Annotated in this window: 13 protein-coding genes; all 13 read right to left on the reverse strand. The window is 70.6% G+C overall.

Annotation, left to right across the window (positions count from 1 at the left end):
• Nucleotides 1-201: 201 nt before the first annotated feature.
• Entirely contained in the window at nucleotides 202-1,332 is a 1,131-nt protein-coding gene (locus ACWV17_RS30085; RefSeq protein ID WP_455357209.1) for a DivIVA domain-containing protein, read from the reverse strand.
• Between the two features lie 55 nt (nucleotides 1,333-1,387).
• Nucleotides 1,388-1,678, reverse strand: a complete 291-nt coding sequence (locus tag ACWV17_RS30090; protein ID WP_455357208.1) for a YggT family protein — start codon at nucleotides 1,676-1,678, stop codon at nucleotides 1,388-1,390.
• 70 nt (nucleotides 1,679-1,748) lie between these two features.
• The gene (locus tag ACWV17_RS30095) at nucleotides 1,749-2,354 is read right to left on the reverse strand and encodes a cell division protein SepF (protein ID WP_455362156.1); all 606 of its coding nucleotides are present in this window, start codon (nucleotides 2,352-2,354) and stop codon (nucleotides 1,749-1,751) included.
• A 123-nt stretch (nucleotides 2,355-2,477) separates the two neighbouring features.
• Entirely contained in the window at nucleotides 2,478-3,197 is a 720-nt protein-coding gene (locus tag ACWV17_RS30100) for a YggS family pyridoxal phosphate-dependent enzyme (RefSeq protein WP_455357206.1), read from the reverse strand.
• 3 nt (nucleotides 3,198-3,200) lie between these two features.
• On the reverse strand, nucleotides 3,201-3,911 hold the full coding sequence (gene pgeF, locus ACWV17_RS30105) for a peptidoglycan editing factor PgeF (RefSeq protein WP_455362157.1): 711 nt from the start codon (nucleotides 3,909-3,911) through the stop codon (nucleotides 3,201-3,203).
• Between the two features lie 26 nt (nucleotides 3,912-3,937).
• Complete coding sequence (gene ftsZ, locus ACWV17_RS30110) at nucleotides 3,938-5,152, reverse strand: cell division protein FtsZ (RefSeq protein WP_455357205.1); 1,215 nt, start codon at nucleotides 5,150-5,152, stop codon at nucleotides 3,938-3,940.
• 288 nt (nucleotides 5,153-5,440) lie between these two features.
• Nucleotides 5,441-6,241 carry a cell division protein FtsQ/DivIB gene (locus ACWV17_RS30115; protein ID WP_455357204.1) on the reverse strand — a complete coding sequence of 267 codons (801 nt, stop codon included), beginning with the start codon at nucleotides 6,239-6,241 and terminating at the stop codon, nucleotides 5,441-5,443.
• A 41-nt stretch (nucleotides 6,242-6,282) separates the two neighbouring features.
• On the reverse strand, nucleotides 6,283-7,377 hold the full coding sequence (murG, locus tag ACWV17_RS30120) for an undecaprenyldiphospho-muramoylpentapeptide beta-N-acetylglucosaminyltransferase (RefSeq protein ID WP_455357203.1): 1,095 nt from the start codon (nucleotides 7,375-7,377) through the stop codon (nucleotides 6,283-6,285).
• Nucleotides 7,378-7,383: 6 nt separating this feature from the next.
• Nucleotides 7,384-8,784 (reverse strand): putative lipid II flippase FtsW, encoded by a 1,401-nt coding sequence (gene ftsW / locus ACWV17_RS30125; RefSeq protein ID WP_455362158.1) that lies wholly within the window; start codon nucleotides 8,782-8,784, stop codon nucleotides 7,384-7,386.
• Between the two features lie 86 nt (nucleotides 8,785-8,870).
• On the reverse strand, nucleotides 8,871-10,289 hold the full coding sequence (gene murD, locus ACWV17_RS30130) for a UDP-N-acetylmuramoyl-L-alanine--D-glutamate ligase (RefSeq protein ID WP_455362159.1): 1,419 nt from the start codon (nucleotides 10,287-10,289) through the stop codon (nucleotides 8,871-8,873).
• Entirely contained in the window at nucleotides 10,286-11,356 is a 1,071-nt protein-coding gene (gene mraY / locus ACWV17_RS30135) for a phospho-N-acetylmuramoyl-pentapeptide-transferase (protein WP_455357201.1), read from the reverse strand. Before mraY ends, murD begins: the two co-directional genes overlap by 4 nt.
• Nucleotides 11,353-12,774: a UDP-N-acetylmuramoyl-tripeptide--D-alanyl-D-alanine ligase gene (locus ACWV17_RS30140; protein ID WP_455357200.1), complete on the reverse strand. Its 1,422-nt coding sequence runs from the start codon at nucleotides 12,772-12,774 to the stop codon at nucleotides 11,353-11,355. Before ACWV17_RS30140 ends, mraY begins: the two co-directional genes overlap by 4 nt.
• 4 nt (nucleotides 12,775-12,778) lie before the next feature.
• Nucleotides 12,779-14,476, reverse strand: a complete 1,698-nt coding sequence (locus ACWV17_RS30145) for a UDP-N-acetylmuramoyl-L-alanyl-D-glutamate--2,6-diaminopimelate ligase (protein ID WP_455362160.1) — start codon at nucleotides 14,474-14,476, stop codon at nucleotides 12,779-12,781.
• Between the last annotated feature and the right edge of the window lie 52 nt (nucleotides 14,477-14,528).

Raw genomic sequence — 14,528 nt, forward strand, 5'->3', positions numbered from 1 at the left:
CCCCCCCCCCCCCCCCCCCCCCCCCCCCCCCCCCCCCCCCCCCCCCCCCCCCCCCCCCCCCCCCCCCCCCCCCGCTGCGTTCCGCGCCGAGCGACGGGCCCTCGCCGCACGGGGCGGGGGGTACGGCAAAGGGCCGGGCCCCGGGAGATCCCGGGGCCCGGCCCTTTGACTGCCGACGGCTACGCGCTCAGCGCGGGGCCGTCAGTTGTCGTCCTCGTCGATGAGGAAGCCGCGCATCGGCGACGGAGCCTGCTGCATCGGCTGCGGCGCCTGCGGCCGCACCGGCGCCATCGGCTGCGTCATCGCGGGCGACATCTGCTGCTGGCCGCCGTACGACTGCGCACCGGACGGGCCGTGGCCCATGGAGGGGCCGCCCATCGACGGGTTGCCACCCATCGTGTGACCCATCGCACCCGCACCGGCCGGAGCCATCGAGCCGCTCATCGAGGGGGACGGCGGCAGCGACGCGGTCGCCGGCGTACGCGGCGGGGCCAGCGAGTCGTCCGCCTGGGTCTCCAGCTGACGCAGCTGGCTCTCCAGGTAGGACTTCAGACGGGTCCGGTACTCGCGCTCGAAGCCACGCAGGTCCTCGACCTTGCGCTCAAGCGTCGCGCGCGCGGACTCCAGCGAGCCCATCGCGACGCGGTGCTTCTCCTGCGCGTCCCGCTCCAGCGCGTCGGCCTTGGCACGGGCATCCCGCTCCAGGCCCTCGGCGCGGCTGCGCGCCTCGCCGACGATCTTGTTGGCCTCGGAACGGGCCTCCGCGATCGCCTGGTCGGCGGTCTGCTGCGCCAGCGAGAGCACACGCGCGGCGCTGTCGCCGCCGGGGCCCTGGCCGGGCTGCGGCAGCTGCGGGCCGTGGCCGCCCATGGGGCCGCCCATCTGCTGGCCCATGGGACCGCCCATCGGCTGCCCCATGGGGCCGCCCATCGGACCCTGGCCCATGGGGCCGGGACCGTGCTGGCCCTGCGGGCCGTGTCCGCCGGGGCCGGCGGGAAGCTGGGGCGCGCCACCGGGCAGCTGGGGCGGACCCATCTGCGGGGGCTGCTGCTGGACCGGCGGTCCAGATATGGCGGCGGGCACGGGCGCACCGGGACCACGGCCGTCCTGCGGCTCCGGCGGCTTGCGCATGCCCTGCTGCTGCTGGTTCTGCGCGGCGGCACGCGTCGCGGCGGCCAGCTTGGCGCGCAGGTCCTCGTTCTCACGGAGCAGGCGGGTCAGTTCGGCTTCGACCTCGTCGAGGAAGGCATCGACCTCGTCCTCGTCATAGCCTTCTCGGAGGCGGACGGTCGTGAACTGCTTGTTCCGCACGTCCTCGGGGGTCAGCGGCATCTCTTCTTCACCTCTACGTAGTCGTCGGCAGTCGGCAAGACCGTATCGTCCACACTCACCTCGCGAAGCTGCCCACGAGACTGATCAGGATGTAGACAATGATCATCAGAACGAAGAAGGACAGGTCGAGTGCCACGCCCCCGAGACGCAGCGGCGGAATGAACCGCCGCAAAAGCTTGAGCGGTGGATCGGTGACAGTGTAGGTGGCCTCCAGAACGACCACCATCGCCTTGCCAGGTTCCCATGACCGGGCGAACTGGAAGACGTAGTCCATGACCAGCCGGAAGATCAGCACGATGAGGAAGCACATCAGCGCGATGTAGACCACCTGTAGTGCCACGCCCATCTCGCGCTTCCCTCTCCCCTGGCTCTCGCGTTTCCGGCCTCGCGGCCGGGTTCGTTCCCGGTGTCGTGTCTCAGCTCTGGTTGAAGAATCCGCCCTCAGCGATGCGGGCCTTGTCCTCCGCCGTGACATCGACGTTAGCAGGCGACAACAGGAACACCTTCTGCGTCACTCGTTCAATGCTGCCATGCAGACCGAAGACGAGTCCCGCGGCAAAGTCGACAAGTCGCTTCGCATCGGTGTCGTCCATCTCGGTGAGATTCATGATCACCGGGGTGCCCTCACGGAAGTGTTCCCCGATGGTACGGGCCTCGTTGTAGGTCCGGGGGTGCAGTGTGGTGATGCGGTACGGCTCCCGCTCGGACACAACCTTGGGCATGATCACCGGTGCGTTCTTCTCCAGGTTCGAGCGTTCAGGTGTGATGGATGCCACGGGGGCGATTCGTGCCGGACGTCCACTTTCAGCGGGGAGCGCAACGGGCTCGCGCTGCGCGGGAGGATGTACGACTCGTACGGGTTCGTCCTGCACCTGCTGATGCGAAGGCTGATGCCGCCGGCGGTCCCGCTCCGGTTCCGGCTCGGGCTCGAACTCGTCATCGGGGTCGAACCCCGGGCCGTCGTACCCATCGTCCTCCACGAGGCCGAGGTAGACCGCCATCTTGCGCATCGCGCCGGCCATTCTCTGAGTCCTCCGCTCTGTGGTGGATCCGCCTCGCCGCCAAGCGCCCGCGATCCACTGGGTCTGACCGCCTATTGGCGGAAATGACCATATTTTCTGCTGTGGTCCGACTTCTTGGCGACGTTACCGGAGCCGGGGTCGGACTCCGAGTACCGCAGTACCGACGCGTACATGTGTCGCCCCGGCGGCCACGGCCTGTTCGAGGTCCGCACTCATCCCAGCTGACACCATGTTCGCAGCCGGATGGTCCGCGCGCAGGCGGGATGAGAATTCCATCAGCCGCTCGAATGCTGCTTGTTCGCGTCCCGCGTACGGACCGGCGAGCGGCGCGACCGTCATCAGACCGTCCAGCCGCAGTCCGGGCGATTCCGCCACGAAAGCCGCCAACTCCCCAATTCCGTCCGGCGCCACACCGCCCCGGTCCCCTCGCTCACCCGACTCCGCGTCGAGTGCGACCTGGATCAGGCAGCCGATCGCACGCTCCGCCCGCACCGCCGCGGCAGAGAGAGCGGAAACGAGCTTCGGCCGGTCGATGGACTGCACCACATCGGCATAACTCGCCACGGAACGGACCTTGTTCGTCTGAAGTTGTCCGACGAAGTGCCAGTCGAGCGGCAGGTCCGCGCACGCGGCTGCCTTGGGGGCGGCGTCCTGGTCGCGGTTCTCGGCGACATGACGGACGCCCAGCTCCGCGAGCAGCCGTACATCGCTCGCGGGGTAGGTCTTGGTGACCACGATCAGGGTCACTTCCGTCCGCTTGCGCCCGGCGGCCGCACAGGCGGAGGCGATACGTTCCTCCACCTGCGCCAGATTCGAAGCGAGTTGAGTCCTGCGGTCCGTCATGTGTTATCGGTCCAACCAGACATATCCGGCGAGCCGCCCGGTGGTCCGGTCGCGGCGGTACGAGAAGTGGTCGCGGGATTCCAGGGTGCAGACCGGGGACCGCTGCCGGTCCCGCACCCCCAGCGCTTCGAGCTGGGCGTGCACCCCGGCGGTGACGTCGACGGCCGGCGTTCCCCAGCTCGTCTCCGACCAGGCTTCCGGTACGGCGCCGGCAACGTCGGCCCGCATCGCTTCGGGGACCTCGTAGCAGCGTCCGCAGACCGCCGGCCCCGTCCGGGCGGTGATCCGCTCCGGTTCGGCCCCCAGAGAAAGCATGGCCTCGACCGTCGCCGGCACGATTCCCGCGACGAGTCCGGGGCGTCCCGCATGCGCCGCGGCGGCCACTCCCGCGACCGGGTCGGCGAGCAGAACCGGCGTGCAGTCCGCGGTCAGTACGGCGAGGGCGAGTCCGCGCCGGGCGGTGACCACTGCGTCCACCGGCGGGATCTGTCCGGTCCCCCACGGTCCTTCGACCTCGGCGACATCGTTGCCGTGCACCTGGTTCATCCAGACGACGGCGCCCGGGTCGAGGCCGAGGGACTTCGCCGCCAGCGCCCGGTTGGTCAGTACTGCCTCCGGGGCGTCGCCGACCGCTCCGCCGAGGTTGAGCTCCTCGTACGGAGCGGCGCTCACCCCGCCCCACCTGTCGGTGAAGGCGAAGTGCGCGCCGCTCACAGATATCACCGGGTCGTGCCGCACGGTCACTTCAGGAAGTCCGGGACATCCAGCTCTTCGGCCTGGCTGTCCTGGTACGGGCGGGCGGTCGGAACCTGCGGCGGGGCCGGCGGCGCGGCCGGGACCTCGTTCACCGGGGCCGGCTCGACCGGTGCCTGGACGTCCTCGCGCGGGGTGACACTGCCGAGCCCGCCGAACGACGGGCGGCCCGGCTCGGCCGCCCTGGCCGGCGGCGCGGGCTCCTCGCGCTTGGCGGAGGCGGAGCCGATCACGTTCTCCCGGCGGGCCGGCGGCTGGCCGCCGTCGAACCCGGCCGCGATGACGGTGACCCGCACCTCGTCGCCGAGGGCGTCGTCGATGACCGCGCCGAAGATGATGTTGGCCTCGGGGTGTGCGGCCTCGCTCACCAGCTGGGCGGCCTCGTTGATCTCGAAGAGACCGAGGTCCGAACCGCCGGAGATGGAGAGCAGCACACCGCGGGCGCCGTCGATGGACGCCTCCAGCAGCGGGGAGGAGATGGCCATCTCGGCGGCGGCCACCGCGCGGTCGTCGCCGCGGGCCGAGCCGATGCCCATGAGGGCCGAACCGGCCTCCGACATCACGGACTTGACGTCGGCGAAGTCGAGGTTGATCAGGCCCGGGGTGGTGATGAGGTCGGTGATCCCCTGGACGCCGGAAAGCAGTACCTGGTCGGCGGACTTGAACGCGTCCAGCACGCTGACCTGGCGGTCCGAGATGGACAGCAGCCGGTCGTTGGGGATGACGATGAGGGTGTCGACCTCTTCGCGGAGCTCGGCGATGCCGTCCTCCGCCTGGTTGGCGCGGCGGCGGCCCTCGAAGGTGAACGGCCGGGTGACCACACCGATGGTCAGGGCGCCCAGCGAGCGCGCGATGTTGGCGACGACGGGTGCGCCGCCGGTGCCGGTGCCGCCGCCTTCGCCGGCGGTGACGAAGACCATGTCGGCCCCCTTGAGGACCTCCTCGATCTCCTCGCGGTGGTCCTCTGCCGCCTTACGGCCGACTGCCGGGTTCGCTCCGGCGCCGAGGCCCCGGGTGAGTTCACGGCCAACGTCGAGCTTGACGTCGGCGTCGCTCATCAACAGGGCTTGCGCGTCAGTGTTGATCGCGATGAACTCGACGCCCTTGAGACCGACCTCGATCATTCGGTTGATGGCATTGACACCACCGCCGCCGACACCGATGACCTTGATGACTGCGAGGTAGTTCTGCGGTGCTGCCACGTCGAAGGCCTCTCGCCTCGAGTTACGTGTCGCCGCTTCGCGGGCCGCGCCGCGACGACTGATGCCGAAATGGGGCGGCCCGACCAACCCGTCTGCCGACCGACCCGAACCCTAACGCTGAAGTTTAGGGTTACCAGTGTGTCCGTTCCCTTGACTCTTCCGAACAGGACACTAAGTCGACAAGTGGCGCACGTTCAACGAACACGCCGAACCTCCCGTTTTTCTTTTCACCCTATGTGATCACCCATATCGGTGGCCAACCAGGGTGCTGGCCAGGTCGTATGTGCGTCAACTCCCCGACACTGCCGGTGCGGTGGGGGTACTCACATCGAAGTGCCCGGCCTTGGGAGCTGCTTTCATGAGTGCCGTGAGGGCCCGCGCCTTGGCCTCGCTCCGCTCGCCGCTCCCCCACACGACCACGCGGTCGCCGCGCAGCTCCAGCGAGATGGCGTCGTACGAACGCACCTTGACGGCCCGGAGATCCTCGGCGATCTCGCCGGGGAGTGCGCCCGTGACCCGTACCGCTTCGCGGACCAGCCGGCCGGTGCCGAAGCGGCGCAGGCTCGGCGACTGATCCGCCGTCAATTCGAGCAGCGGGATGCCTTTCGGGGCGTTCGGGACCGTGGCGAAACGCACACCCTTGGCGTCCACTTCGATGAACTTTGAGCCCTTTTCGATGAGCAGGACGGGCTTTCGCTCGACCACTCTCAGACCGATTCCGTGCGGCCACGCACGCACCACGTCGACCGAGTCGATCCGGGGCAGCCGGTTGCGCAACCGGCGCTCGATGGCGTCGGTGTCGACGGCGATGAGCGGGGCGCCGAGGGGGACGTCGGCCGCCTCACGCACCTCGTCACGCGTCAGAACTTCGGTGCCCGACGCGCTCACCCGCTCGACGCGCAGCCAAGTCGAGCCGTAGAGCAGCCAGGTGCCGCCGGTCCCGCCGAAGACGGCGGTGAGGGCCGCCAGGACCAGCAGCCGCCGGCCGCGGAACCCGAGCCGGCGGCGGGGCCGGTCCGGGCGGCGGGACGGGCCCGGCCGCCCCGCCGCTTGTCGTTCACCGCGCTGTGCGGTCGTCGCTCCGGCCACGCTCCCTGTCGCCTCCTGCGTATGAGGCCCGTGCTGGGCGCTCAGCGGTTCCTTCGTGCGGCAATCGCCTCGTAGACCATTCCGACAAGCAGATCATCGGCATCCCGGCGGCCGAACTCGGCGGCTGCGCGGGACATCTCGTACAGCCGGTGCGGATCGGCCAGTACCGGCAGTACGTTGGCCTGGACCCACTCGGGGGTGAGCTCCGCGTCGTCGACGAGCAGACCACCGCCGGCCTTGACCACCGGCTGGGCGTTGAGCCGCTGTTCGCCGTTGCCGATCGGCAGCGGGACGTACGCGGCGGGGAGCCCGACGGCGGAGAGTTCGGCGACGGTCATCGCGCCCGCGCGGCAGAGCATCATGTCGGCCGCGGCGTACGCGAGGTCCATCCGGTCCACGTACGGTACCGGGATGTACGGCGGCATTCCGGGCATGTTGTCCACGCGCGGCAGTTCGTTCTTGGGGCCGACCGCGTGCAGGATCTGGATTCCGGAGCGCTGGAGCACCGGAGCGATCTGCTGGACCACCTCGTTGAGGCGGCGGGCGCCCTGCGAGCCGCCGGAGACCAGCAGGGTCGGCAGGTTGGGGTCGAGCCCGAAGGCCGCGCGCGCCTCGGGGCGGACCCGGGCCCGGTCGAGGGTGGCGATGGTGCGGCGCAGCGGGATGCCGATGTAGCGGGCGCCGCGCAACTTGCTGTCCGGGGTGGAGACGGCGACGCCGGCCGCGTAGCGCGAGCCGATCTTGTTGGCCAGTCCGGGGCGGGCGTTGGCCTCGTGGACGATGATCGGCACCCCGAGCCGCTTGGCCGCGAGATAACCGGGCAGCGCCACATAGCCGCCGAAGCCGACCACGCAGTCGGCCTTGGTGCGCTCCAGGATCTGCTCCGCCGCCTTGATGGTCCCGCGCAGCCGCCCGGGGACGGTGATCAGCTCCGGCGTGGGCTTACGGGGCAGCGGTACGGCGGGGATCAGCCCCAGCTCGTAACCACGCTCGGGCACGAGACGGGTCTCCAGACCGCGCTCCGTGCCGAGGGCTGTGATGCCCACGGTCGGGTCCTGCCTCCGCAGGGCGTCCGCGAGGGCGAGCGCCGGCTCGATGTGGCCGGCGGTCCCCCCACCGGCGAGTACGACATGCACCGAAATTCACCGCTCTCCGGACGGACGTCTCTTGACGCGCCGCCTCATCGACTTCCATCTCACCCCGGCCCGCTTCTTGCCGAAGACAGGCTGTCTCATGGCAAGCGCCGCACGCGCCGCGGGCTCCTCTCGCGCGAACGCGATCAGCAGCCCGATGGCGAACATGGTCGGCAGCAGGGCGGAGCCTCCGTAGGAGAACAGCGGGAGCGGGACACCGGCGATCGGCAGCAGGCCGAGCACCGCACCCATGTTGACCACGGCCTGGGCCGTGATCCAGGTGGTCACACCTCCCGCGGCGTACCTCACGAAGGGGTCCTCCGTGCGTCCGGCCACGCGGATACCCGCATAGCCTAGAGCCGCGAACAGGGCGAGTACCGACAGCGTCCCCGCCAGACCCAGTTCCTCCCCGGTGATGGCGAAGATGAAGTCGGTGTGCGCTTCGGGTAGTTGGCCCCATTTTTCCACACTTGCACCCAGGCCGGATCCGAACCATCCGCCCGAGGCAAGAGCATAGATTCCGTGCACCGCCTGCCAGCACACGTCCCCCTTCCCCGGCTCGGTGGCACCGATGCACTGGAGCCGGTCCATCCGGTGGGGGCTGGTCTTGATCAGCAGCAGACCGAGGACGGCGGAGACCCCGAGCACCCCGGCGAAGAGCCGGGTGGGGGCGCCGGCCATCCACAGCAGGCCGAACAGGATCGCGGTGAGGATGATCGCCGTACCCATGTCCCCGCCGAGCATGATCAGGCCGAGCAGCAGGAAGGCGACCGGGACGAGCGGCACCAGCATGTGCTTCCACTGGCCCAGCAGCCGCCGGTCGTGCTTGCGGGCCAGCAGGTCCGCGCCCCAGAGGATCAGGGCCAGCTTGCCGAACTCGCTGGGCTGGAGCTGGAACGGGCCGCCGAGATAGATCCAGTTCTGGTTTCCGTTGACGGAATGCCCTATCCCCGGTACCTGGACCAGGATCATCAGGAAGACCGTCCCCGCGAGCAGCGGGTAGGACAGGGCGCGGTGCAGCTTCGACGGCATCCGCGAGGCCATCAGCAGCAGGCCGGTGCCGAGCAGGGCTGCCACGAACTGCTTGCCGAAGAAGTACGAGGCGGGCAGCGAGAGCTGCAACGCCTTGATCATCGAAGCGGAGTACACCATCACCAGGCCGAGCACGGTGATGAGCAGGGCGCTGCCGAGGATCAGGTAGTACGCCGTCAGCGGCCGGTCCCAGGCCCGCTGCGCCTGCCGGAACAGCCCCAGGACCCGCTCCAGGGGGTTGCGCCCCGGCGGACCGGGCAACGGCGCGGGCCGCCGCCGTCCCTGGATCCTGGGCGGGGCGGACGGGCGTCCGGCGGCGGCGGCGGTGCGCTGCCGCTGCGCGAACCCGGGAGACTCGGCGGTGTCGTCGGCCGGCATCTTTGGTGTTCCCCTCCACTCGTGCCCGGTGCCGCCTGACGTCAGTCGACTTGCGGAGCCGCAGTACCGCGTGGGGGCCGGGCCGGCTAGGCGCTCTCGGCGGCCAGCTCGCGTACCGCTTCCGCGAACGCCTCGCCGCGCTTGTTGTAGTTGGCGAACATGTCCATCGAGGCACACGCCGGGGCCATCAGTACGGTGTCCCCGGGCCGGGCGAGCCGTGCCGCCTCCCGGACCGCCGCCGACATCGCCCCAGTGTCGGTCCGGTCGAGGTCGACCACCGGGACTTCCGGGGCGTGTCGCGTGAGGGCTTCGCGGATCAGGGCGCGGTCGGCGCCGATCAGGACGACGCCGCGCAGCCGCTTGGCCGACTTGGCGACGAGTTCGTCGAAGGTCGCGCCCTTGGCGAGGCCGCCGGCGATCCAGACGATGGGCTCGTACGCGGCGAGGGAGGCCTCCGCGGCATGCGTGTTGGTCGCCTTGGAGTCGTCGATGTACGCGACCCCGCCGACGTCCGCGACATGCTCGATGCGGTGGGCGTCGGGGCGGAAGGTGCGCAGGCCCTCGCGTACGGCCGCGGGCGCGACCCCGAAGGCCCGCGCGAGGGCGGCGGCGGCCAGCGCGTTGGCGATGTTGTGCGGGGCGGGGGGATTCACGTCGGCGACCTCGGCCAGCTCCTGTGCCTGCTGCCGGCGGTTCTCGACGAACGCCCGGTCGACGAGGATGCCGTCCACGACGCCGAGTTGGGACGGAGCGGGGGCGCCGAGGGTGAAGCCGATCGCGCGGCAGCCCTCCTCGACGTCCGCCGCTCGGACCAGGTCCTCGGTGGCCGGGTCGGCGACGTTGTAGACGCAGGCGACCGTGTTGCCCTCGTAGATCCGGCCCTTGTCGGCGGCGTACGCCTCCATCGAGCCGTGCCAGTCGAGGTGGTCGGGGGCGAGGTTGAGGACGACCGCGGAGTGGGCGCGCAGCGAGGGGGCCCAGTGCAGCTGGTAGCTGGAGAGCTCGACGGCCAGGACGTCGTACTTCCCCTCGCCCAGGACCACGTCGATGATCGGGGTGCCGATGTTCCCGACGGCGACGGTCCGCAGGCCGGCCGCCGAGAGGATCGAGGCGAGCATCTGGGTCGTGGTCGTCTTGCCGTTGGTGCCGGTGACCGCCAGCCAGGGCGCGGCGTCCGGGCCGCGCAGCAGCCAGGCGATCTCGACGTCACCGACGACGTCCACGCCCGCCTCGGCGGCGGCCGCGAAGAGCGGGCTCGTGGGCTTCCAGCCGGGCGAGGTGACGACCAGGGCGGTGCCGGGCGGCAGCGTCTCCGCGTCACCGAGGCGTACGGCGATCCCCTCGGCGGTCAGCTCCGCGGCGCGTGTGCGGTGCGTATCGCTGTCGCCGCCGTCCACGACGGTGACGACCGCGCCGAGGCCGGCCAGGGCGCGGGCGGCGCTGATGCCGCTCACGCCGAGACCGGCGACGGTGACGTTCACGCCCGCCCAGGCCGGACCGGTCACTTGTGGGCCGCCCAGCCCGCGTAGAAGAGTCCGAGGCCGACGATCACGCACATGCCCTGGATGATCCAGAAGCGGACCACCACAAGGACTTCGGACCACCCCTTGAGTTCGAAGTGGTGCTGCAGTGGCGCCATACGGAAGACGCGCTTCCCGGTCAGCTTGAAGGAGCCGACCTGGATGACCACCGACATGGTGATCATCACGAAGAGGCCGCCGAGGAGGGCGAGCAGCAGCTCTGTGCGGGAGCAGATGGCCAGACCCGCCAGCGCGCCGCCGAGGGCGAGCGAGCCGGTGTCACCCATGAAGATCTTGGCGGGCGAGGTGTTCCACCACAGGAAGCCGAAGCAGGCGCCCATCAGGGCGGAGGCGACGATCGCGAGGTCGAGCGGGTCACGGACCTCGAAGCACGCCTCGGGGTTGGTGAGGGTCTGCGCGTTGGCGCAGGACTCCTGGAACTGCCAGACCCCGATGAAGGTGTAGGCGCCGAAGACCATCACGGAGGCGCCGGTGGCCAGACCGTCGAGACCGTCGGTGAGGTTCACGCCGTTCGACATCGCGAGGATCATGAACAGCGCCCACACCACGAACAGCACCGGGCCGATCGACCAGCCGAAGTCGGTGACGAACGACAGCTTGGTGGAGGCCGGGGTGTTGCCGCGGATGTCCGAGAACTGCAGGGCCAGCACCGCGAAGGCGATACCGACGATCAGCTGGCCGGCCATCTTCGCCTTGGCCCGCAGGCCGAGAGACCGCTGTTTGACGATCTTGATGTAGTCGTCGAGGAAGCCGACCAGGCCCATGCCCGCCATCAGGAAGAGGACGAGGAGCCCGGAGTACGTCGGCTGACTGGAGGTGATCACCTTCGTCAGGGCGTACGCGATGAGCGTGGCCAGGATGAAGGAGATACCGCCCATCGTGGGCGTGCCCTTCTTGCTGCCGTGGCTGCGCGGGCCGTCGTCCCGGATGAACTGGCCGTAGCCCTTGCGGGCGAGCAGCTTGATGAGCAGCGGGGTACCGACCAGGGTCAGGAAGAGCCCGATGACTCCCGAGAAGAGGATCTGCCTCATCGGACGGCGACCTCGCCCTCGGTACCGCTGTCGAGCAGCGCCAGTGCGACCCGCTCCAGACCGACCGACCTGGAAGCCTTCACCAGCACGACGTCGCCCTTGCGCAGTTCACTGCGCAACAGGTCGACGGCCGCCTGCGCGTCGGACACGTGCACCGACTCCTCACCCCACGAACCCTCGTTATATGCGCCCAGCTGCAGCCAGGACGCTTCCCTGCCCCCGACCGCCACGAGCTTGCTCACATTGAGCCTCACGGCGAGCCGTCCGACCGCGTCGTGCTCGACGAGCGACTCGTCACCGAGCTCGGCCATCGCGCCGAGCACCGCCCAGGTACGGCCCCCCTCGGCCTTGGCGGCCTCCCCCATGGCGGCCAGCGCGCGGAGCGCTGCCCGCATGGACTCCGGGTTCGCGTTGTAGGCGTCGTTGACGATCGTCACGCCGTCCGGACGCTCGGTGACCTCCATCCGCCAGCGGGACAGCGTGCCCGCCTCGGAGAGCGCGCGTGCGATCTCCTCGGTGGACATGCCCAGCTCATGGGCGACGGCGGCCGCGGCGAGCGCGTTCGACACGTGGTGCTCACCGTACAGCCGCAAGGTCACGTCACCGCACCCGGTGGGTGTGTGCAGCATGAAGGACGGCTGTCCCTGGGCCGTGAGCCGGACATTCGAGGCGCGTACGTCGGCGTCCTCGGCCTCTCCGAAGAAGAGCGTGCGGGCCTTGGTCCGGGATGCCATGGCGCGGACCAGCTGGTCGTCGGCGTTGAGCACCGCGAGACCGTCCGCCGGCAGCTCCTCCACCAGTTCGCCCTTGGCCACGGCGATCTGCTCCCGGCCGCCGAACTCGCCGATGTGCGCGGTGCCGACGTTGAGCACCAGGCCGATCTTCGGCGGGGTCAGGCCGGTGAGGTAGCGGATGTGGCCGATGCCGCGGGCGCCCATCTCCAGGACGAGGTGCTGGGTGTCCTCGGTGGCGCGCAGCGCGGTGAGCGGGAGACCGATCTCGTTGTTGAGCGAGCCGGGCGTCCACACGGTCGGGCCGTGGCGCTGGAGCAGCTGCGCGATGAGGTCCTTGGTGCTGGTCTTGCCCGCGGAGCCGGTGAGCGCGACGACGGTGGTGCCGAGGCGCTCGACGACGGCGCGCGCGAGCGCGCCGAGCGCCACCTCGACGTCCTCGACCACGATGGCGGGGACGCCGACGGGACGGGCGGCCAGTACGGCTGCCGCGCCCGACTCGACGGCGCGCCGCGCGTAGTCGTGGCCGTCGACCTGTTCGCCCGCGAAGGCGGCGAAGAGGCTGCCGGCCTCCACCTGGCGGGAGTCGATGACGACCGGGCCGCTGATCCGGACCTGCGGGTCCGGTATGTCGTGCGACTGCCCGCCGACGATTTCGGTGATCTCGGCGAGGGAGAGGGCGATCACTGCTTCATCCCTGACTGTTCTCGTGACGACTGTTCTCGTGACGATTCTCGTGACGGTGGGCGAGGATCGCGGCGCGCAGCACCTGGCGGTCGTCGAAGGGGCGTACCACCCCGTGGATGTCCTGGCCCTGCTCATGTCCCTTGCCCGCGACGAGCACGGTGTCGCCGGGCTCCGCACGGGCCACGGCGGCGGCGATGGCGGCGGCACGGTCGGCGTCGACCAGGACGTCGCCGCGTTCGTGGACCGGCACCTCGGCGGCGCCCGCGAGCATCGCGGCCAGGATCGCGAGGGGGTCCTCGGAGCGGGGGTTGTCCGAGGTCAGTACGGCGGTGTCGGCGAGCCGCGCGGCGGCGGCGCCCATCGGGCCGCGTTTGGTCTTGTCCCGGTCTCCGCCGCAGCCGAGGACGATGTGCACTTTGCCCTCGGTCACCTTGCGCAGCGAGCGCAGGACCGATTCGACGGCGTCCGTCTTGTGCGCGTAGTCGACGACCGCGAGGTACGGCTGGCCGGCGTCCACGCGCTCCAGGCGGCCCGGCACCCCGGAGACGGCGGCGACGCCGTCGGCGGCGGTCTGCGGGTCCGTTCCGGCGACCGCGAGGGTGACGATCGCGGAGAGCGTGTTGGCGACGTTGAACGGGCCCGGCAGCGGCGCGGACGCGCTGATCCGCTCACCGTTCGGGCCGAGGGCGGTGAACGTGCTGCCCCGCGGGCCGACTTCGACGTCCTCGGCGCGCCAGTCGGCGTCCGGGTGCCCCTCGGCGGAGAAGGTGGTGACCGGCACGGTCGCCTCCTTGACCAGCCTGCGGCCGTACTCGTCGTCGAAGTTGACCACTGCGACACGGCTGCGCTCGGGGGTGAAGAGCTGCGCCTTGGCCTGGAAGTAGTCCTCCATGTCGGAGTGGAACTCCATGTGCTCCGGGCTCAGGTTGTTGAACACCGCGACGTCGAAGACGCAGCCGTCGACCCGGCCGAGCACCAGGGCGTGGCTGGAGACCTCCATGGCGACCGACCGGACCCCGCGCTCGCGCATGACCGCGAACAGGGCCTGGAGGTCGGTGGCCTCGGGGGTGGTGCGCTCGGACTTGATGCGCTCGTCGCCGATGCGCATCTCGACCGTACCGATGAGACCGGTGAGCCCGCCGGCGGCCTTGAGGCCACCCTCCACGAGGTACGCCGTGGTGGTCTTGCCGGAGGTGCCGGTGATGCCGATCTGGAGCAGGTCGCGTCCGGGCCGTCCGTAGATCTCGGCGGCGAGTTCGCCCATCCGGCCGCGCGGGTCGTCGACGACGAGCACCGGCAGGCACGTTGCGGCGGCGCGCTCCGCGCCGGCCGGGTCCGTGAGGATCGCGGCGGCTCCGAGGCCCGCGGCCTGCGCCGCGAAGTCGGCGCCGTGCAGGCGGGCTCCGGACAGGGCCGCGTAGACGTCACCGGGGCGGACCGCGCGCGAGTCGTGCGTGATGCCGGTGGCCTCCCCCGGTCCAGGGTTCTCGATGCCCAGCAGGCCGGCCAGCTCACCGAGCGGGATCGGGCGGACCTGTGCGGGCCGAGGCGCTCCCGGGTGGTTCACCGGGGCTTCCTTCTGGGGCGTTGGGGACTGATCAGCGTGGGGCACGGCGGTGAGCGTACCGGGCGGACCCGGCCGGTCGCTAAGTGAGGGGCCCCGGGGGCCGTCGTTGCCGGGGTCCTGGGTGATGGTCGTCACTGGTGGTTCCTTGCGTCACGCGGGCGTCAGCCGGGCATCACTCGTGCGTCTC

This window comes from Streptomyces mabaensis (assembly GCF_053763515.1).

What these genes read in the sequence shown, in the direction of transcription:
- mraY (WP_455357201.1), bottom strand. Translation starts at nt 11,356, where the DNA reads ATGAGGCAGATCCTCTTCTCGGGAGTCATCGGGCTCTTCCTGACCCTG.
- ACWV17_RS30095 (WP_455362156.1), bottom strand. Translation starts at nt 2,354, where the DNA reads ATGGCCGGCGCGATGCGCAAGATGGCGGTCTACCTCGGCCTCGTGGAG.
- ftsW (WP_455362158.1), bottom strand. Translation starts at nt 8,784, where the DNA reads ATGCCGGCCGACGACACCGCCGAGTCTCCCGGGTTCGCGCAGCGGCAG.
- ACWV17_RS30100 (WP_455357206.1), bottom strand. Translation starts at nt 3,197, where the DNA reads ATGACGGACCGCAGGACTCAACTCGCTTCGAATCTGGCGCAGGTGGAG.
- ACWV17_RS30085 (WP_455357209.1), bottom strand. Translation starts at nt 1,332, where the DNA reads ATGCCGCTGACCCCCGAGGACGTGCGGAACAAGCAGTTCACGACCGTC.
- ACWV17_RS30090 (WP_455357208.1), bottom strand. Translation starts at nt 1,678, where the DNA reads ATGGGCGTGGCACTACAGGTGGTCTACATCGCGCTGATGTGCTTCCTC.